Genomic DNA, 19,735 nt, shown 5'->3' with positions numbered 1-19,735 from the left:
TATCGATAATCAGCCACGACCCATGTGGCGGGACGCGACATGGCAGAGCCTACCGGGCATGTGCGAATCGGCAACAGGACAGTCCGCGGTGGCCGCGATGGCGCACCGATTCAGGCCAGGTCGCGGCGGTGCACTCCGGAACGGTCCGCACCGGAGCCGGGAATCAGCTCGTCCAGCAGGGCCCCGGTCTCCGGTTCGAGGTCGGGCACGCCGAGGCCGGTGAGCACGCCGGACATCTCCTCGGCGACCGTCATCGCACCCGCCGCGCCGTCGGCGGCGTGCTGGGCTTGCAGGAGATCCCGCCAGAGCAACTGCTCTCCCGGGCGCACCCGCAGGCCGGCCCGCGCCGCCGCCGCGGCGGTTCCCGGATCGCCGCCGTCGCCGCTGAGCACCGAGAGACGGTGCGCGGCGTCGATCAAGACGTCAGAGGCGAGCCGCTCGAGCCGTGCCCGGGCGATCCAGGAGTAGCGGCCCTGTGGCCTGTCGGCCAGCACCGGCCCCCGCGCCACCCGCAACGCCTTGCGCAGCAGGTCGGCCTCCTCCCTCGGGTCCCGGGCGGCGCGCGAGCGCAGCAGCAGGCCGCACACCACGTCCCAGTCCAGGATGACGTCCGGGCTGAGCTTCAGCCGGCCGTCGGCCGTCATCAGCAGGTACGGCGAGCCGTCGGGATCGACGCCGAGCCAGTCACGGACCCGCGCGAAGGTCGACTCGCGAACCGCGGCCGTGACTCCGCGAGGCCAGATCGCGGCGGACAGCACCGTGGGGTGCACGCCCTCCGGGTGCAAGGAGAGATAGACGACGATCTCGGTGGCCAGCGCGCGTCTCTCGTCGTCGATATCGTGAGCGCACTGCACCTCCACCGGGCCGAGCACGAACACCCGGACCGGCGCGGTGGCCAGGTGCGCCACGTCGAGGGTGGCCGGCGGCTCCGGAATCTCCGGGCGCGCCTCGGGCAGCCACGCCTCATGGAGGATCGGGCCGTCCGGGTCGTCACCGCCGCCGTAGCGCTCCGGGTCCACCAGGCCGGCGATCGCCTCGATGCTGCGCCACGAGAGCTGGTTCGCCTGGAAACGTAGGCCGAGCGCAGGAACGTCGATGGTGCCTGACGAGTCGACCGACAATCTCCAGCGTGCGCCGGGAACCTCGCCCGCGCAGACCACGCCCACCGGAGAACGGCTCGCCGCACTGGTGAGCTCGGTCAGTGCGGCCGCGGTCTCCTCGCCCGGGCCGGTGCCGAGGACCACGTACTCCGGCATCCACGCCCCGCCACCACCCGGCGCGAGCCGGCCGGTCAGCACATCCGGGCCGAGACCGTCCACACGTCGCGACATCAGCTCGGGCATGACGGAACTGACGTCGCCCACCAGCCGCAGCCGTCCCGGCTCGAAGACCGTCAGCTCGTCCGGCAGGCCCGCGGCGGTGACCCGCAGATGATCCGACCATTGGTTGGTCGCCAGCTCCACGGCGATGGCGGTCGCGACCTCGAAGGCCGCACCCGGGTCGCCCACGATGCTGACCGGCCCACCGGCCGCCTCGAGATCGATCAGAATGTCCCAGTCGCCGTCCCGGCCGAGCGAGACGAGTCCCGGGTAGGGAGCGAGCACGCCGTCGGCGATCGGCTGGCCCACCCCGGCCACGTTCTCCCGCTCGAGCGTCCAGCGGCGGCCGTCCTCGGTGACCTCCCACGGTTCGGGGGCGTCGAGGCGAGCGGGCGCGATCATCAGGTCGACGGACTCGTTGTCCACGTAGGCGGCGTAGACGGCCGGCAGCGGAGTGCCCGCGTCCCGGCATTGCGCCGCCAGGCTGCGCAGGGCGTAGTCGAGCCAGCGGGCCCGGTCCGGGTCGGCGCCGACGCGCAGCGCCACCTCGGCCTCGAGCGCGTCGTCGCCCGGCTCCGGCGTGCGCCGGCGGCGGCGCACCATCTCGATGGCGCCCAGCACCCCGGCCGCCAGCAGGCCGCCGAAGACCAGGTCGCGGTAGGTGTTCTGCGCCTCGGCGGCCCCTTCGGTGCCGGAGCCGGTGGCATCCCGGCCGTCCCCGGTGAGTGCCTTGCCGCCGGTGTCCTCGGCGGCTTCGCCTTCGGTGCTCGCGTTTTCGCCGGTAGCGTCGCCTTCGGCGGCCGGCTCGTCGCCGGATTCTCCGGCTCCGGTGCCGGCCGGTTCCTCCTCGGCCTCTGCCTCGGGCTCCTCGTACGTGACGACGTCGGCATCCGTGGCATCGTCGGGCAGCGCGATGAGCCAGTTCGGGTAGATCAGCCGGGCCAGGGACAGCTCGTGCCCGTCCGGCTGTTCGCGTCCCTTGTTGAGCTCGTAGATCTCCTGGTAACGACGGCCGTCACCGAGGGTCCGCTCGGCGATGTCCCAGAGATTGTCGTGGTACCGGCCCTCGGGCGGCTGCACCACGTACACCTTCATCCCCAGCAGCTCTTTGCCGTCCTCGGGGTCGAGGACCATGTCGCCGAGACGGTACACGGCCTGATCGGAAGGCCCCGACCGCGACGACGACCCGGACTCGGATCTGTCGTCCCGTTCGTGGACGGTGCCCGCGACGGTGGTGTCCTCGGTGACCGCGGCCGCGCTGATGACAGACTTCCCCGCCGCGCCGGACATGTCCGCCGGGGTGGCCGGCACCGCCGCCGACGCCTGCCCCGCGGCCGTCGCCGCCAGCAGGATCGAGCCGACGAGGACCCTGGCCAGCCGCTGCGACGCGCCGGACATGGGGACGCGGGACGGCAGGCCGATGCCGCGGACAGCACTGCGCATCTCCACCAGCACACAGATCGTGAACTGCAGCCAGGCCAGCCAGACGATCCAGACCAGGACACCCACCAGTTGCTCGGCTCCGATGGTGCCGGTGAGGTCATCGCGACTCGGCAGCGACGTGGGAATCGGCGGCGGACCGGCCAGCGCCAGCAGGGCGACCGGTACCCCGACGACCAGCAGCGCCAGCGCCAGGCCCGCCACGATCGCCTGGACCAGGTTGCGTTCCGGCTCGGCTTCGGCTGAGCGCTGGAAACGCTGCGGCCCGATCTCGCGGGTGACGCCCGCAGGTTCCGCGGTGGCCCCGGACTGACCGGGCCGGACGGACGAGGGAGGCGGCGGTGGCGGTGGGTTCTCGACCGGGCTCACGGTCATCCTCCAATTCCAACTTCAGGCTGCGCGATGGCGCTGCCTGAGACGTCGAAGCTGCTCACGAACACCAGCTGCAGCAGGCCAGTGGGCACCGTGCGGCCAAGATCCACCTCGACCGAGTCTCCGGTGACCCCGACACGGACGGTGGTGTAGGTACGGTCGAGCTGGGCCAGGTACTGCCGCACGGCATACTCCGCCTCGCCTTGAACGATCACCACGGTGCCGTCCGCGCGGAATCTGTCGATATCGATCTGGTTCGCGCCCGCCCGGGCTGCCTGCTCGGCGTCGTCGAAGGCCTGCTGCCGGGCGTTGATGGCCCGGCCGCCGTCGTAGATGAGACCGGCGACCGCGAACAGCATGACGATCAGCACGATCACCATGGCGCTGATGGAGCCGCGCTCCGGGGCCTCGCGGTGCCGGCGCAGCGTGGATGCCGTCACGATGTCCGCCGCCACTGGTCGAGCGGGGCGACGCTCTGCCCGGTCATGGTGGCGCTCCCCGGGAACCCGGCGAAGGCCAGCTCGGCGAAGCTCACCTGGCAGCTCACCCGCACCGTGACCGAGCCGCCGGCGGTGAAGTTGCTGCCGCCCAGGTCCACACCCTGGCATGTCAGCCCGCCCGGCAACGCCCGGTTGGCCGCCTGCTGTGCCGCTGCCTGCGCGGAGCCGATGTCTCGTTCATACGACGCGGCACGCGCCGCCTCCCGGGCCGCGGACTGCACGTCGCCCTGCCGGTCGGCGTACCGCCCGAAGCCGATGACGAGAAGCATGACGGCGACCAGGATCGGCACGAGGAGCACGACCTCGATGGCCATGGATCCACGTTCACGTCTCGCCGTCGTCTCGGTTCTCACCACACGCCTTACAGATCCGGCCGGAACTCTTCGATGGGGCCTTCCACATGCTGGCACACCTCGGGGGTGATGTTCTTGATGATCTCCTTGGCCCGGCCGCAGACCTCGACGCGGATGTAGCCGTCCCCGATTCCCATGGCATCGACGCGGGTGACGACCAGCTGGTTTCCCCCTACCCGGCTGGCATACGTCGTGGCGCTACTCCTCGCCAGTGCCAGCGCATCCGCCGTACCGCCGCCCTGCCGTGCTACCCGCGCGCCCTCGCGCGCGGCGGCGTGCGCCACCTGGTTCCCGTGATAGTGCAGCGCGAACTGGATGATCAGGAAGATCACGAAGAACATGATGGGCGTGTACAGCACCATCTCGATAGAGCTGGCACCACGCTCGGAACGACGACGGACCGGCATGGAACGGATCAGGGGTTCCCGCCGCCGGGCGTGTCCGGGATCTGGATCTCGTTGGCCTTGCCCTCGACCATGTTATAGATGATCAGGCCGACCGCTGCCGCCAGCGCGACCAGGACCGCCGTGATGATGACGAACTCCATCGCCGACGCGCCTCGTTGCGACGTGGCCTGAGCGCGATCGAGCCGGGACCGGAGCAGGAGCAGCAACATGCCCTGCGGCGTGGACGGTGAGAAGTAGGCGTTCATCAACTCGTTCTCCTGCTCGTTCTGGACGGTGTTACGTGGCCTGCGATCTTCACCCGGAGATATTCTCCCTGTGACCAGCCGTTGAAACAAATGCTCACGATCCCTCCAGCACGCCCATCAAGGCCGGATACAGGAGGAACACGAGGAAACCGAGGCAGAGCAGCAGCTGAGCCACCAGCATGGACTGTGACCGCTCACCGGCCTTGCCCTCCACTTCGGCCAGCTCGCGCCGGCGCAGTGAACCCGCCCTGGCCGCCAGCGACTCCCGGACCTTCGCTCCGTCCTCGGCGACCAGCGCGAGCGCGGCCGCCAGGTCCCGCAACTCCTCGATTCGCAGCTCGTCGCCGAGCTCGCCCAGAGCCGCCCACGGGGTGACGCCGTGCAGGCGGGCGGTCAGCAGAGTCTCCCGAATCCGGGTCATCGCCCAGCCGTCGCTGAGGCTGGCCGCCGTCGAGAGCGCCTCCGGCACGCCCCTGCCGCCCGAGAGGTTCATCGCCACGAGGTCCAGGAACGAGCCCACGACGTGGCGGAAGTCCCGCCGCCGCTCCGAAGCGGTGGCCCGGACACTCAAGGTCGGCATGATCGCGCCCACGAGCGCGAAGACGATGCCCAGCACGAACGACATCGACAGGCCGAAGCCGACCCCTCCGAGGATCAGCAGCACATCCAGCACCACCGGTGCGAGGAAGCCTCCGAGCGCCGCCAGCACGCTCATCGCCAGGTGACCTTCCAGCGAACGGCCCATCAGCGACAGGTCACTGCGCAGCGCGCCAAGGTCGATGCCGATGTTCTCGAAGGAGGAGCGCAGGCGGCCACCCACCTTGCGCAGCGACTCCGACTCCCGGACCTGGCGGGGATCGAACGACGCGGCGGTGATCCGCGCCTGCCGGGCCCTGCCCCGGTCCAGGTCGAGGCGGGCCAGCGCGGCCGCGGGGTTGGACCGCGGCTGGAAGAGCACCAGGCCCAGCACGAGCAGGCCGAGGCCGACCAGTGCGCCGGCCAGGATAATCAGGGTCATGACCTGCCTCCCGTGCTGCCCGGCGAAGCCGTCACGAGGAACCGGTCGGGGACCTCGATGTTGGACAGCCGGCGCATCCACATGAATCCGAGTGCGAACAGGCCGATCACCACGGCCAGGACCACCTGCCCCATGGCCGTGCCGTACGGCTCGACGTACTCGCGGTTGACCACCGACAGGCCGATCATGAACGCCAGGCTGAACCCGACGACGATCTGGATCGACCTGCGGGTGCTCGCGCGCCCGGCGAACACGCGCTGACGCATGTCGAGCTCGGCCCGCGCCGAGTCGGCGAGCGAACTGAGCACCTGACGCAGACCGGGTCCACGCAACCGGGAGTTGAGAATCAGGGACGCCACCACGAGATCCGCGCTCGGGTCATCGAGGTCGTCGGCGAATCGCTGCAACGCCTCGGGCATCGGCATCCGGATGCGCAGCCGGTCGGCCAGCATGCGCAGCTGCGGCTGCACAGAGGGCGCGGCGGCGTACACCGTCGCGGGGATCGCCTGCTCCAGGCCCACGGCACCGGCGATGGTGTCGCGGAGTGACTCGGTCCACGCCGCGAGCCCCTCGAGCCGAGCGATGGCCTCGCGTTCGGCACGCGCGCCACCGAAGAGCATCGGCCACGCCGCCACCAGCGCGCCTCCACCGACGGCCGCGACCGGCCACTGGGTGATGGCGAGGACCACCACGCCGGCGCCGATGCCGATGAGGGTCTGCCGGCCGAGGCGCTCGAGAAGCGGGCGGCCGCGGTTCGGCGCCGGCGGGCGGAGCTCGACGCCGCGCAGCGCGACGTACAGCAACAGCACGCCGCCGCCGACCGCCGCTCCCATGAGGACGGTCAGCAGGAACGTGGGCGTCATGCGGTCCATGCGGCCGCCGCTCCAGGCTGGTATCCCACGGCGACCAGCTCGTCGAGACAGCTGATCGGCGCGGCCGGCACGGCGACACCCTCGGGCCCGGCGGCGAAGACCTCGCTGGACAGCACCCGTCCGTCCACGCCGTTGATCTCGCGGATGCTGGAGACGAACCGGCGAAGCCGGCCACCGCTGGCGTAGTCGTTGCGCTTCTCGACGAAGACCACGAAATCGATGGCCCCGGCGATCAGCATCATCGTGGCGTCGACCGGGAGCCGCTCCACCGACTGGATGGCGTAGGTGGAGATCCGGTTGAAGACCTCGATGGAGCTGTTGGCGTGGATGGTGGACAACGATCCGTCGTTGCCCTGGCTCATCGCGTTGAGCATGGTGACGATCTCGTCGCCCAGCACCTCGCCGACGATCACCCGGCTGGGGTTCATCCGCAGGCTCCGGCGGACCAGCTCGGCCATAGTGATGGCGCCCATACCCTCGGAGTTCGGCAACCGCTCCTCGAAAGCCACCACGTTGGGGTGCAGGTCGGCGAACTCGCCGAGCCCGAGCTCCAAGGCACGTTCCACCGTGATCAGCCGCTCGTACGGAGGGATCTCGTTCGCCAGCGCCCGCAGCAGCGTCGTCTTGCCGGCGTTGGTGGCGCCCGCGATCATGATGTTCTTGCGCGCCGCCACGGCGGCGGACAGGAACGCCGCCAGTTCTTCCGTGATCGAGCCGTACTTCAGCAGCTCGTCGAGATGAACCCGGGACAGCCGCGAGCGGCGGATGGAAATGGCCGGCCGCGCGCACACGTCCATCACCGCGGACAGCCGGCTGCCGTCGGGCAGCCGCAGGTCCAGCTGGGGATTCGCCGAGTCGAACGGGCGGCTGGCCAGTCCCGAGTACGCGCCCAGGATCTGGACGAGCTCCACCAGCTCGTCGTCGCTCTCGGCGACCGGCGCGCCGATCTCCTCCCGCCCGTCGGCGTACTGGATGAAGACGTGGTCGCAGCCGTTGATGTCGATGTTCTCGACGTCGGGATTGTCGAGGAGCGGCTGAAGCCGGCCGACGCCGAACAGCGCGGCATGAATGCCGGAGGAGATCTCCTCCTCTTCCTCCGCGCTGGGTGGCGTACGCCCGGCGGCGATCTCAGAACGCGCGTAGGAGTCGAGCACCCGGCCGATCACCGCGCGCGCGAACTGGCGCTCGTCCTCGGCCGACATCGGGGCGACACCATTGGCCGCGTCGTCGCGGCGCTGGCGCGCGAGAATGTCCGCGACCTCTTCACGCAGCCGCCGGACCAGGTTCTGGTCCATCCCGACATGCTCCATCTGGCTCACCATCGTGCTCACCTCCCCGCTGCCGCGGCTGAACGGCCGCTGGCCATCGAACGCACCGACGTCGCGACCTGCCGGGCGGACCGCACCAGGAGAGACCGGTCCAGCCGTTTGCTCGCCTGACCGGTCAAAGCCCGGACCGCCTTCGGATCCTCGGCGATCCGGCCGAGCACCGAGACCTGCAGCCCCGCGTACTGAAGGAGCCGGTCCAGGTCGCGAGCCGCCGACGAGTCGGACGGCGAGGTCACGACGACGACGCCCACCGGGATGCTGCCCCGCTGGCCGATCTGCAGAGGGTCGGACAGCCAATGCAGCCGCTCGCGCAAGTGGGCATAGGACTCGACAGACGGGCGGACGACGAACACCACCGCGTCGGCCGCCGCCATCACCGGCATGACCGGGGTGCCCGGCGTGACCCGGCCGCAGTCGGCGAGCACGTCCACCCCCGCGCCGCGCAGGCTGTGCGCCAGCGCCGGCCACACCGGGCCGATGCCGGTGACCTGCTCCGGCCGGGCCACGCCCGCGACGATGTCGAGGCCGCCGTCGATCCGCTGAACGTGATACTCCAGCTCGCTCTGCGCCACCCCACGGCGGGCAGCCGCGGCCAGCGAGAGCAAGCCGCGCTCCGGATCCAGCGGCTCGCCCTGGGGATCACGGTGCCGCAGCGCGAGATCGCCACCGGCCGGATCGAGGTCGGCCACCATCACATCGGCCGGCCAGACGTCGCCCAGGACGTTGACGGTCGTGGTGACGCCGGGCGACCCCTTCGCGGAAGCGAAAGCGATCAGCACCTCGACTCAGTCCTCCCCGTCGCCCGGCTGTTCGCCTGCGGGTCCGTCGTCGGCCGGCTCGTCGTCGGCCGGCTCGTCGTCGGCCGGCTCGTCGTCGGTATCGCCCGAATCGGGGGCGGAGCCCGGACCAACCGCGGTGCCGCGCTCGATCAGCACCACGGAAAGGGCGTTGTTCGACGCCCACGCGGCCACCTCGGCGCGGTCGGCGACGGGGACGATGAAGGTGGCGTTGATCCCACCGCCCGCCACCGGATCGGAGCCGCCACCCGCACCGGAGACCGAGCTCACCCTGACCCGGTCGGCGATGATCTCACCGGTGCCGTCCTGCCGCACCGCCACCAGGTCCACGACGTCACCCGGGTGCAGGCCGCTGGCAGGGAACCGGCCGTTCGCCAGCGCCGCGCCCACCGCCGCGTTGCCGTCGGTCAGCATGCCGCTGCCACCGATCATCGACGTGTCGAGCAGCTGGCCCGGTTCGACCTGCACCGTACTGAACTGACCCACCACCCGGTCCAGCTGCGACGCGGGGATGAGCAGCGTGCCCTCGGAGGCCACCGGGGTTGTTCCGAGATCGGATTCCCTGATCTGCTGGCCTGCCTGGATCCGGTTCTGTACCACCAGCACCGGCACCCGCTCGTCGGCCCGAAGGGCGAGAAGCGCGGCCATCGCGGCACCGCCGACGATCAGCAGGACGGCGAGCGCCGCCAGGGCAGGACGCCGCTGCCGCGGCGGAGTGGGAAGCCGGTCGGTCTGTCCGACGCTCTTATTGCTGCGGATGCCGCGCTGTTCGCGTGTGCGCTGGCGATCAGCGGAAACATCGCCGCTCTGCGTTGTCGATGTGGCCATGACCCCTTGGTTCTCTTACCGTCTGCCCGCGTATGAGATCGACGTTCAAGCTGCCCCCGCACGTCCTGGAGCAGAATAGCCGGACCGAGGCGAAGTTGCACAAACAAGCCGGCGGACCAGACAGCCTTGACTACGCGGCGGCGCCGCCTCGTCGTGCCCTCTCCCGTTCCGCCTTCTCCCGCTCCACCCGAGGTCCGATCTTCAACAGGACAACCCACAGCAGTGCGAAGATCCCGCCGAGGACGAACATGGTGGGGATGACGAACCCGGTGGCGATGGCGCCCACCTGGGCGGCCGAGCCGATCACGTAACCCACGGCGCCGCGCCGCACCGTCGCGGCACCCACCAGGCACAGAAGCGCGACGATCCCCGCCGAGACCCAGCCCGCCGTCGTCGATACGTCCGCGACGTTGACCGCCACCGGCACAGCGAGAAGCACCACGATCATCTCGACGCCGAGAATCGTGGCGGCAATCCGGTTCATCCCAAGACCCCTGTCACACTGGTCATTTCTCTACCCCGAAAACGTTACGGGCGTCGCCCGCGGTCACCACCGAGCCGGTGATCACCGCGCCGTACGCGCCGGTTGACGACTGCCGCTCCCCGATGGCGAGCGCCAGGTCGATCGCCTCCGGCAAGGGCGTGGCCTGGTGGACGCGGTCCTCACCGAAGATGTCCACCGCGACCGGCGCGACGTCCTCCGGCGCGAGCACCCGAGGCGAGGAGTTCACCGTCAGCACCACAGCCTCGACCACCGGTTCAAGTGCGGCCAGGATCCCTTCGACGTCCTTCTCCGCCAGCATCGCCACCACGGCCACCATGGGAGTGGCCGCGAACTCCTCGGACAGGGCCGCCGCCAGCGCCGCGGCGCCGGCCGGATTGTGCGCCGCGTCAGCCAGTACCACGGGGCCGCGGCGCAGCACCTCGAGCCTGCCCGGAGAGGTCACCCGCGCGAAGGCGGCCCGCACCGCCTCCGGGTCGAGCGCCTCCCTGCCTCCGCCGACGAGCGCCTCCACCGACGCCAGCGCGAGCGCGGCGTTGTCCGCCTGGTGGATCCCGTGCAGGGGAAGCAGGACGTCGTCGTACGGCCCGGCCAGCCCTTGCAGATTGACCACCTGGCCGCCCACGGCCATCTCCCGGTGACGCACCCCGAACTCGACGCCTGCCCGCGCGACCGTCGCCCCGGCCTCGGCGACCCGGCCCAGCAGGACCTCGGCCGCACCCGGGGGCTGGACGCCGAGGACGGCGAAGGAGCCGGGCTTGATGATGCCGGCCTTCTCCGCGGCGATGCCCTCGATCGACTCGCCCAGGTACTCGGCATGGTCGATGGAGACCGACGTGATCACGCCCACCTTCCCGTCGGCGACGTTGGTCGCATCCCATGAACCGCCCATGCCGACCTCCACCACGGCGACCTCCACCGGGGCGTCGGCGAATGCCGCGTAGGCCATCGCCACCAGCACCTCGAAGAAGGACAGGCGGATCTCATGCTTGTCGTCGACGATCGCCAGGAAGGGCTCCACCTCGGCATACAGCTCGGCGAACCGCTCCGGGGTCACCGGCTCGCCATCCATGACGATCCGCTCGGTCACCGATTGGAGGTGCGGGCTGGTGAACCGGCCGGTGCGCAGGTTGAGCTCACGCAGCAACTCGTCGATCATCCGGGCCGTGGACGTCTTGCCGTTGGTTCCGGCCACATGCACGGTGGAAAACACCTGCTGCGGCTGCCCGAGAACGTCCACCAGGTCACGGATCCGGTCCAGGGACGGCTCCAGCTTCGACTCCGGCCAGCGGGTCCGCAGCTCCTCCTGGACCGCGTCGAATGCGAGGGCGCTCACCGGGCGTCCAAACGGGCGAGCTGAGACTCCAGCCGGGCGATCTCCGCTTCGGCACTCACGCGGCGGGCACGGACCTTCTCGACCTCCGCGTCCGGCGCCTTGGCCAGGAACTGCTCGTTGTCGAGCTTGCGGACGGACTGTTCGAGCGCCTTGCGTTCGGCCGCGAGGTCCTTGCCGAGCCGACGACGCTCGGCCTCGACGTCCACCGCACCGGACAGGTCGAGTTCCACCGTCACTCCGGACACGGTGAGAGACGCGGTCGCGGTGAACTCCTCGGCCGGAACGTTCAGCCGGGTGAGCGAACGGATCTCGGCCTCGTAACCGGCGATGCCGTCCAGTCCGCTCAACCGGGCGGCGACGCGCTGCCCCGGTTTGAGCCCCTGATCGCTGCGGAACCGGCGTACCTCGGTGACCAGCCTCTGCAGTCCGGCGAAGCCGGCCTCCGCCTGCGGGTCGGCCCAGCCATGGTCGGCCTCCGGCCACGAGGCAACCACCACCGACTCGTCGCCGGTCAGCGTGGTCCACAGCACCTCCGTGACGAACGGCGTCACCGGGTGCAGCAATCGCAGTAGCGTGTCGAGCACGTGGCCGAGCACCAGCCGGGTCCGCTCGGCGTCGGCGCCACCCTCGTTCAACGGCGTCTTGGCCAGCTCGACGTACCAGTCACAGAACTCGTCCCACGCGAAATGGAACAGCGAGTCACAGGCCTTGGCGAACTGGAAGTCCTCGTAGAACGCGTCGACCTCGGCAATGGTGGCGTGCAGGCGGGACAGGATCCAGCGGTCCGGCACGGACAGCTCGTCCGCCGGCGGAAGATCGCCCACCTTCGCGCCGCTCATCAGCGCGAACCGGGTGGCGTTCCACAGCTTGTTGCAGAAGTTCCGCGACGCCTGAACCCAGTCCTCACCGATCGGGACGTCGACGCCCGGGTTGGCCCCGCGGGCGAGGGTGAACCGCAGGGCGTCCGAGCCGTAGGCGTCCATCCAGTCCAGCGGGTCCACGGCGTTGCCGAAGGACTTCGACATCTTCTTGCCATTTTGATCACGGACCATGCCGTGCAAGGCGATCTCGGAGAACGGAACGGCCTGCTCCGGTCCCTTGTCCGCGTTGGCGTACAGGCCGAACATCATCATCCGGGCCACCCAGAAGAACAGGATGTCGTAGCCGGTGACCAGGACCTGATTCGGGTAGAACTTGGCCAGTGCCGGCGTCTCGTCGGGCCAGCCGAGCGTGGAGAACGGCCACAACGCCGACGAGAACCAGGTGTCGAGGACGTCGTCGTCCTGGACCCACCCCTCGCCGGACGGTGGCTCGTCGTCGGGCCCGACACAGACCACCTCGCCGCCGGGTCCGTACCAGACCGGGATGCGGTGACCCCACCACAGCTGACGCGAGATGCACCAGTCGTGCATGTCGTCCACCCAGCCGAACCACCGAGATTCCATGCTCTTCGGGTGGATGGTGACCCGCTGGTCACGCACGGCGTCGCCGGCCGCCTTCGCCAGCGGTTCCACCCGCACCCACCACTGCAGCGACAGCCGCGGCTCCACCACCGTGCCGCAGCGGGAGCAGTGCCCCACCGCGTGCAGGTACGGGCGCTTCTCGGCGACGATCCTGCCCTGCTCGCGTAACGCCGCCACGATGGCCGGGCGCGCCTCGAACCGGTCCAGGCCCTCGAACGGCCCCGGCGCGGTGATATTGCCGCGCTCGTCCATGATGGTCAGGTTGGGCAGGTCATGCCGGCGGCCGATCTCGAAGTCGTTCGGGTCGTGCGCCGGGGTCACCTTGACCATGCCGGTGCCGAACTCCGGATCGACGTGCGTGTCAGCCACGACCGGGATCTTGCGGCCGGTGAGCGGCAGCTCCACCTCGGTGCCGATCAGGTGCTGGTACCGCGCGTCGTCGGGATGAACGGCGACGGCGGTGTCACCGAGCATCGTCTCCGCCCGGGTGGTGGCCACCACGACGTCGTCGCCGTAGCGGATCGAGATGAGTTCGCCCTCGTCCTCGCTGTGCTCGACCTCGATGTCGGACAGTGCCGTGTGGCAGCGCACACACCAGTTGATGATCCGTTCGGCACGGTAGATCAGCTCGTCGTCGTAGAGCCGCTTGAAGATGGTCTGCACGGCCCGGGACAGGCCGTCGTCCATGGTGAAGCGTTCCCGGCTCCACGCCACGCCGTCACCCAGCCGGCGCATCTGGCCGAGGATCTTGCCGCCGGATTCTTCCTTCCACTCCCAGACCTTCTCGACGAAGGCCTCGCGGCCCAGATCGTGCCGGGACACGCCCTCCTTCGCCAGCTCACGCTCGACGACGTTCTGGGTGGCGATGCCGGCGTGGTCCATCCCAGGCATCCACAGCGCCTCGTAACCCTGCATGCGGCGACGGCGAACGAGGGCGTCGATCAGGGTGTGCTCGAACGCGTGGCCCAGGTGCAGGCTGCCGGTCACGTTGGGCGGCGGGATCACGATGCAGTACGGAGGCTTGTCGCTCGTGTCGTCGGCCTCGAAGTACCCGCGGTCGATCCAGCGCGCGTATACCGGCGCCTCGACCGCCGCGGGGTCGAAGACGGTGGGCAGAGCATGCTCAGGGGAGCCAGAAGCCTCGTCCGAGGAGGCGGCGCGCGTGGATTCGGTCACGCCGGAAGAGTCTACGGACTCCCTCCCCCTCTCCGCACTCCCGATCCCACCCCCGGGCGCTCCCCGACCTAAATGATCATGTAAACCATGCCTTCTCGTGCTTCACCATGCCTGCAGCCCTGGTATCGCACGGAAAAACCTGGTTTACATGATCATTTGGAGGCGGTCAGGTTGTGAGAGGCTCGGGGCGGAGATCCACCCGGCGCAGAAGCTGGGCGTTGGCCGCCACCACGATGGTGGACAGGCTCATCAGCACCGCACCCACCGCCATCGGCAACATGAACCCGGCCCACGACAGCACCCCGGCCGCCAGGGGAATGGCCGCGAGGTTGTAGCCGGCCGCCCACCACAGGTTCTGCAGCATCTTGCGGTAGCTGGCCGCGGACAGCCGCTTCACCGCGACGACGCCGCGCGGGTCGTCGGAGGCGAGCACAATACCCGCGGACTCCATCGCGACGTCCGTACCAGCGCCGATCGCGATGCCGACATCCGCGCGGGCCAGGGCCGGCGCGTCGTTCACGCCGTCGCCCACCATCGCCACCGTGTAGCCGCGCTTCTGCAGATCGGTGACCGCCGAATCCTTGTCCTCCGGCAGCACCTCGGCGAAGACCTCGTCGATGCCGATGTCCGCGGCCACGGCGTCGGCCACCTGCTGAGCGTCACCGGTGATCATGGCCACCTTGACCCCGAGCCGGTGCAGTTCCTCGACCGCGGCGCGCGACTCTTCCCGCACCTGGTCTTCCAGGGCGAGCGCTCCAGCGACGACGCCGTCCAGGATGACGTGCAACACGGCAGCACCGCGGCCTTGCCACTCGTCGATCTGACCGGCGAGCTCGTCAGGCGCGGCCAGGTCCAGCTGCCGCAGCAACGCCGGCCCGCCGACGGCCACCGCCGCGCCGTCCACCTGCGCCTCGACACCCCGGCCGGTCATCGACCGGAAGCCAGTGGCACTGGGCACATTCAGCTCCTTCTCCCGGGCAGCGGCCACGATCGCCCGGGCCAGCGGGTGCTCACTGTCGGCCTCTACCGCGGCGGCGACGGTCAGGACGGCATCGTCGTCGCCGGTGACGGCTGCGACTCCGGTCACGGCGTGCTCGCCTTTGGTGAGGGTGCCCGTCTTGTCGAAGAGCACCGCGTCGACGTTCCTGGTCCGCTCCAGCGCCAAGCGGTCCTTGACCAGGATGCCATTGCGTGCGGACTTCGAAGTGGAGATCGAGGTCACCAGCGGGATCGCCAGACCGAGCGCGTGGGGGCAGGCGATGATCAGCACCGTGACAGATTGGGTGACGGCGACGTCGGACTGACCCAGCAGCGCCCACACCACGACGGTGATCGCCGCGGCCACCACGGCGACGTAGAACAGCAACGCGGCGGCTCGGTCGGCAAGCACCTGGCTGCGGGACTTCGACTCCTGCGCCTCGGCCACCAGCCGCTGGATTCCAGCGAGCGCGGTGTCCTCACCGAGCGCGTCAACCCGGACCCGGATCGATCCATCGGCCGCGACGCTCGCCGCGACCACCCGGTCGCCTTCCTCCTTGGCCACCGGGTTCGACTCACCGGTGATCATCGACTCGTCGAGCTCCGCCGCGCCCTGCACGATCTCCCCGTCGGCCGGAACGCGTGCGCCCGGGCGCACCAGAACGACGTCGCCCACTGCAAGGTCGGCGATTCTCACCGTCTCCACGTCGCCGGTCTCGGTGATCCGCTCCGCCTCGTCCGGCAGCAGCTCCGCGAGCGCAGCCAGGGCGCCCTGCGCCTGCCCGATGGCCCGCATCTCCAGCCAGTGACCCAGCAGCATGATGACGATCAGGAGGGACAGCTCCCACCACACCTCGACGTCGAAAAGATCGAGGCTGGCCGTCCAGCTGGCTACGAAGGCGACCGTGATCGCCATCCCGATCAACAGCATCATCCCGGGCTGGCGCTGCCGGATCTCCGCCACCGCACCGGCCAGGAACGGTTGGCCACCGTAGACGAAGATCACCGTGCCCAGGATCGGTGCCACCCACGCGATCCCGGTGAACTCCAGGGTGTAGCCGAACCACTCCATGATGATGTCGCTGGTGAGCACCACCGGGATCGAAAGGAGCAAAGACAGCCAGAACCGGTCGCGGAACATCGCCGTGCTGTGTCCGGCGTGCTTGTCGTGTCCGGTGTGCTTGTCGTGTCCGGCGTGCTTGTCGTGTCCGGCGTGCTTGTCGTGTGTGTGCGTGCCGTGTTCCGCCATCGTGGGCACCTCCGAGCGAAGACCATATACCCCGTACGGGTATCTAGTAACGCTCGGAGCCGCCGACTATTCCCGCAAGCTAGGGCCGTCCTGTCGCGAACGCCCACAACGGCGACGTCAACTCCGCCCCGTCGGCGTCGCGGGCGCGAACGTACCAGACGTACTCGGCATCGGCCGACAGATCCTTCCACGTCACTGAGGCCGTCTCACCCTCGGCGACCTGTAGCGTCCCGAGTTCCTCGACCGGTTCGATCAGGCCGAACGCCTCGGCCTCCACCCGCTTGTCGTAGACGTCGTTCAGGTCCACCTCAACCGTGAACTCGTCATCGGCGTCGGTGTAACGCGGCTCGGACCAGTTGTCGTACTGCCACGCATTGTGCTGTACGAGCTTCGGCGAGTATGTGTTGACAGCCACCTGCTTGGCGTCGACATCGAACTGTAACAGCCGCAAGAAGCCGACGTTATGCCGGTCATCCTTCTCAAATTGCTGGTAGTTCGCGAGCATCTCGATCACCACGCGCCCCGCCACACCGCCGACGTCACGCTTGATGTTCAGGGCCACTCCGGCCGTGTGGCCCGACAAGACGAGAAAGACGTTCTCGTTCGGCAGCACGATCTCTTCGAAGAACTCCTGACCCTGCGACGTCCAGCGGTCGTCCTCGCGATTAGTCAGTTCCCCGGTGGGATGAATGTACTCGTGAGTGGCGAAGATGACGTTGTGATCGGGATGATCGCCGATCACCTGGTTCGCCCAACCGAAGACCGCCTCGCGTTCGAACACTGACTGATACTCGACGTAGACCACTAGGAACTTCGCGCCACCGATCTCCAGAACGTCGTAGTGGTTCATATTGTCATCCGGCCGCCACGAACCTCCATACCAGGGTTTGCCTTCGAATCTGCTGGGTGGAAAATACTCGTTGTAGAGATCGTTCGCGCGGCCGTACTTGTTGTCATGGTTGCCCGGCGCCACACCGTAGCCGTGATTCGCGTCGTCAAGAATTCCCATCACGTCGGAGGCGAACTGGTATTCGTCCCGAGCACGAGGCTCCAGATGAGTCCCCCACATCCAGCTCTGAACGATGTCACCTACGTGCACGGTGTAGGGAATCTTACGGGCGTCCTGGTTGGTGACCAGCCACGTATTCATTGCCGTGAAAGTGCTGCGGAAGCCTTCCGACAGATGCTGAGTGTCCGCGACGTAGCCGAGCGCGAAGTCGTACTCGTCAGGGTCCTTGAACTCTTGGTTGGGCTCGACACCCTCGTCGGAGAACGACGGCCGGGTGCGGGGGCCGTCCTGCACGAGGACGTCGACCGACCGGCCCCGGATGGCGGATCGTCCCACTGTGCCGGTCAGGGTGATCTCACCGCCGTCCGTGGCTGCCGCCGCGTCGACAAGCCGCCAAGCGTCGTCGACGTGGTCCCAGACGTACAGCTGCAGCTCGTTGCGGCCCGTCGACCGCCCACTCCACGCGATGTCAAACTCCTCCACGCCGTTCTCCGCGACGATGACGCGGTGGCGCTGGTACGGGAAGCCCTCGCCCGCCTCGGTGACGAGTGACTCGCCGGTCAACCGCTTCTCCCCGGCGGGCCGCCGCTCAGCCGGAGGGGCCATGTCGCTGACTCCGCCGGCCACCAAGGTGGCGCTGTCGACGAGCGGGATACGGCGGCCGCCGTAGAACGACACATTTACGTCCTCGCCTGTCGTGTGCCCGGCAGTGACTCCCAGTTCGACCTCACCGCCGATTCCGTCGCTGGCATCCGCGGGTGCCTCCAGGGAAACTCCATCAGGTCGCGGCCGGGGTGCCAGCTCGACCGGTTCGAGATCATCGGCCGTCAGGTACTGCGCCGCGCGCAGATCGGTGGCCAGTTCGCCCGGCGTCCGCGGGGCTTCGACGAAGTCCTTCACGTCCACACCGCTCGCCTGATGCCGCTGATAGCTGTCACCGATCTCGGTCTCCAGGTGCTCAGCGGCCAAGTTCACCTCGTTGGTGCACGGGCTGTACCGGCCGGACCTGGCGACGAAGCTCTGGCTGACGTGCCCAGTGGGGAAAACTCCCGCTCGGTCGACCAACTCACCGTCGGCGTCGTAGACGATCAAGCCGAAGCCGAGGCGGTCCAGGTGCGCGGTGTAGGTGACATCGCGGTGGTCCAGGTCCGCGGACGACCCCTCGTGGGCCGCCAGGAAAGTCTGTCCCGGCTTAAGACTCACGTCCTCGAGCGGCGCGAACATCGGCTCCTGCGCCCGGCGACCACTTAGCTCGCACTGGTGGACGGTCCAGCCGTCGAGGGAGACGGGCTCGTCGCCGAAGTTGGCGAGTTCGAAGAAGTTGTCGTCACCGCCGTCCGGCCCGCTGTGCGTGAGCTCGCTGATCTGGACCGGGCCGAAAGAGGCTGGATCCGGTTCGTCCACTTCCTGCCCGATCGCGATCTCGCCCGGGGTACGGCTGGCCTTGACGAAGTCGGCGGCGTTGTCGCCGGAGTTCCCTGCCCGTTGGTACGACTCTCCGAATCCGAAGTCCAGGCGATTGGGCAGCGCTGTGCCCTGAGTGCAGGTGCTGTCGATGGCCGCTTCGTATTGCCCGTCCGTCTCGTGCACGCCAACGGCATCGACGATGGCCCCGGTGGCGTCTTCGACGATGGCGCCGAAGCCGCGGTCCGGCAGAGCATCGTCGACGCGGACGTGCGGCACGTCATCCGGGAATTCGGCAGACGAGTGCGCCACGACGAACACCTCTCCCGGCGCGATAACGGTCCCCTCGGGCAGCGTCGCTTGCAGCGTGTCGTCGAGACGGTAACCGAAATGAGTGCACCGGTACACGGCCCAGCCCGCGACGTCTACGGGCTCGTCCCCGAAGTTGGCCAGCTCGATGAAGTCGTCGTCGCTGCCCGCCGGGCCGCCGTTGGTCAGTTCGCTGACCAGTACGTCGCTGGCCTGCACTGGCGGGCTGGGAACCGTCGCGTTGGCCGTGTTCGGCGTGCGGGCGGCCTTGATGAAGTCATGGCCGACGTCACCGGTGGTCGCCACCCGCTGGTAGCTCTCTCCCCGGAGGTAGTCGAGGTCACTGGCGACCTGCCGGCCGCAGATGCTGTCCCGAGCCGCCGGAGAGACGGAGAGCCGGTCGAGGAGCTCCAGGTCACCGTTCTCGAGCCAGATCCCGGACGCCTCGTCCGCCAGATTGCCGGTGAAGATCGCGTCGGCCAGGTCCGTCAGCGTGGAGTCCCGGTGCGCGATCATGAATGTCTCTCCGGGGTCCAGGGTCTGCGCGGCCAGATCCGGCACGAGCGGATCGTCGACCCGGCCGCCGCTGGCGTTGCAGTGGACGATCCGGACACCTTCCAGGTCGGCGGGCGCGTCACCGAAGTTCGCGATCTCGACGAACATGTCCCGGGCGCCGCCGGGCCCGCCGTTGGCGAACTCGCTAATGCGCAGGTCCGCCCCGGTGGAGGCGAATCCGGTGTCGCCCGGGATGCCTACAGACGCGCCAACGGTCAGAACCAGGGTCGAGAACAGGGCCACGGCGCCGAGGGAGCGACGTCGCCTCGGCGCGC

Annotated in this window: 15 protein-coding genes; all 15 read right to left on the bottom strand. The window is 69.1% G+C overall.

Annotated features, from left to right (window positions below):
• Window positions 1–110 precede the first annotated feature (110 nt).
• The 15 genes from G1H11_RS27070 to G1H11_RS13400 all read right to left on the bottom strand — a co-directional run bounded on the left by G1H11_RS27070 (window position 111) and on the right by G1H11_RS13400 (window position 19,703).
• Window positions 111–3,128 (bottom strand): BTAD domain-containing putative transcriptional regulator, encoded by a 3,018-nt coding sequence (locus tag G1H11_RS27070; protein ID WP_163819080.1) that lies wholly within the window; start codon window positions 3,126–3,128, stop codon window positions 111–113.
• Between the two features lie 2 nt (window positions 3,129–3,130).
• Entirely contained in the window at window positions 3,131–3,571 is a 441-nt protein-coding gene (locus tag G1H11_RS13465; protein WP_163819079.1) for a pilus assembly protein TadG-related protein, read from the bottom strand.
• Window positions 3,568–3,945 (bottom strand): TadE/TadG family type IV pilus assembly protein, encoded by a 378-nt coding sequence (locus tag G1H11_RS13460; protein WP_163819078.1) that lies wholly within the window; start codon window positions 3,943–3,945, stop codon window positions 3,568–3,570. Before G1H11_RS13460 ends, G1H11_RS13465 begins: the two co-directional genes overlap by 4 nt.
• A 47-nt stretch (window positions 3,946–3,992) precedes the next feature.
• Window positions 3,993–4,391 carry a TadE/TadG family type IV pilus assembly protein gene (locus tag G1H11_RS13455; protein WP_163819077.1) on the bottom strand — a complete coding sequence of 133 codons (399 nt, stop codon included), beginning with the start codon at window positions 4,389–4,391 and terminating at the stop codon, window positions 3,993–3,995.
• An 8-nt stretch (window positions 4,392–4,399) separates the two neighbouring features.
• The gene (locus G1H11_RS13450) at window positions 4,400–4,636 is read right to left on the bottom strand and encodes a hypothetical protein (RefSeq protein WP_216843739.1); all 237 of its coding nucleotides are present in this window, start codon (window positions 4,634–4,636) and stop codon (window positions 4,400–4,402) included.
• Window positions 4,637–4,730: 94 nt separating this feature from the next.
• Window positions 4,731–5,654 carry a type II secretion system F family protein gene (locus G1H11_RS13445; protein WP_163819076.1) on the bottom strand — a complete coding sequence of 308 codons (924 nt, stop codon included), beginning with the start codon at window positions 5,652–5,654 and terminating at the stop codon, window positions 4,731–4,733.
• Window positions 5,651–6,526: a type II secretion system F family protein gene (locus tag G1H11_RS13440; protein ID WP_163819075.1), complete on the bottom strand. Its 876-nt coding sequence runs from the start codon at window positions 6,524–6,526 to the stop codon at window positions 5,651–5,653. Before G1H11_RS13440 ends, G1H11_RS13445 begins: the two co-directional genes overlap by 4 nt.
• Complete coding sequence (locus G1H11_RS13435) at window positions 6,514–7,821, bottom strand: ATPase, T2SS/T4P/T4SS family (protein ID WP_163819152.1); 1,308 nt, start codon at window positions 7,819–7,821, stop codon at window positions 6,514–6,516. Before G1H11_RS13435 ends, G1H11_RS13440 begins: the two co-directional genes overlap by 13 nt.
• Before the next feature lie 32 nt (window positions 7,822–7,853).
• Window positions 7,854–8,633, bottom strand: a complete 780-nt coding sequence (locus tag G1H11_RS13430) for a hypothetical protein (protein WP_163819074.1) — start codon at window positions 8,631–8,633, stop codon at window positions 7,854–7,856.
• A 6-nt stretch (window positions 8,634–8,639) separates the two neighbouring features.
• On the bottom strand, window positions 8,640–9,479 hold the full coding sequence (locus G1H11_RS13425) for an SAF domain-containing protein (protein ID WP_163819073.1): 840 nt from the start codon (window positions 9,477–9,479) through the stop codon (window positions 8,640–8,642).
• Window positions 9,480–9,609: 130 nt separating this feature from the next.
• Complete coding sequence (locus G1H11_RS13420) at window positions 9,610–9,963, bottom strand: DUF4233 domain-containing protein (protein WP_163819072.1); 354 nt, start codon at window positions 9,961–9,963, stop codon at window positions 9,610–9,612.
• Between the two features lie 22 nt (window positions 9,964–9,985).
• Window positions 9,986–11,317, bottom strand: a complete 1,332-nt coding sequence (locus G1H11_RS13415; protein ID WP_163819071.1) for a Mur ligase family protein — start codon at window positions 11,315–11,317, stop codon at window positions 9,986–9,988.
• A complete protein-coding gene (locus G1H11_RS13410) occupies window positions 11,314–13,956 on the bottom strand; it encodes a valine--tRNA ligase (RefSeq protein WP_163819070.1) in 2,643 nt (880 codons plus the stop codon). The genes G1H11_RS13415 and G1H11_RS13410 overlap by 4 nt, the downstream gene beginning before the upstream one ends.
• Window positions 13,957–14,122: 166 nt before the next feature.
• Window positions 14,123–16,183 (bottom strand): heavy metal translocating P-type ATPase, encoded by a 2,061-nt coding sequence (locus G1H11_RS13405; RefSeq protein WP_163819069.1) that lies wholly within the window; start codon window positions 16,181–16,183, stop codon window positions 14,123–14,125.
• A gap of 79 nt (window positions 16,184–16,262) precedes the next feature.
• Window positions 16,263–19,703, bottom strand: a complete 3,441-nt coding sequence (locus G1H11_RS13400; protein WP_163819068.1) for a lamin tail domain-containing protein — start codon at window positions 19,701–19,703, stop codon at window positions 16,263–16,265.
• Between the last annotated feature and the right edge of the window lie 32 nt (window positions 19,704–19,735).

It is taken from the genome of Phytoactinopolyspora alkaliphila (assembly GCF_010550695.1).
Taxonomy (GTDB): Bacteria; Actinomycetota; Actinomycetes; order Jiangellales; family Jiangellaceae; genus Phytoactinopolyspora; species Phytoactinopolyspora alkaliphila.
Note: the sequence above shows the minus strand (reverse complement) of the source record. Positions and strands in the feature narration are given on the sequence as shown.

Coding starts and splice junctions, on each gene's coding strand:
- G1H11_RS13460 (WP_163819078.1), bottom strand. CDS start 3,945: ATGGCCATCGAGGTCGTGCTCCTCGTGCCGATCCTGGTCGCCGTCATG.
- G1H11_RS13455 (WP_163819077.1), bottom strand. CDS start 4,391: ATGCCGGTCCGTCGTCGTTCCGAGCGTGGTGCCAGCTCTATCGAGATG.
- G1H11_RS13450 (WP_216843739.1), bottom strand. CDS start 4,636: ATGAACGCCTACTTCTCACCGTCCACGCCGCAGGGCATGTTGCTGCTC.
- G1H11_RS13445 (WP_163819076.1), bottom strand. CDS start 5,654: ATGACCCTGATTATCCTGGCCGGCGCACTGGTCGGCCTCGGCCTGCTC.
- G1H11_RS13440 (WP_163819075.1), bottom strand. CDS start 6,526: ATGGACCGCATGACGCCCACGTTCCTGCTGACCGTCCTCATGGGAGCG.
- G1H11_RS13435 (WP_163819152.1), bottom strand. CDS start 7,821: ATGGACCAGAACCTGGTCCGGCGGCTGCGTGAAGAGGTCGCGGACATT.
- G1H11_RS13425 (WP_163819073.1), bottom strand. CDS start 9,479: ATGGCCACATCGACAACGCAGAGCGGCGATGTTTCCGCTGATCGCCAG.
- G1H11_RS13420 (WP_163819072.1), bottom strand. CDS start 9,963: ATGAACCGGATTGCCGCCACGATTCTCGGCGTCGAGATGATCGTGGTG.
- G1H11_RS13405 (WP_163819069.1), bottom strand. CDS start 16,183: ATGGCGGAACACGGCACGCACACACACGACAAGCACGCCGGACACGAC.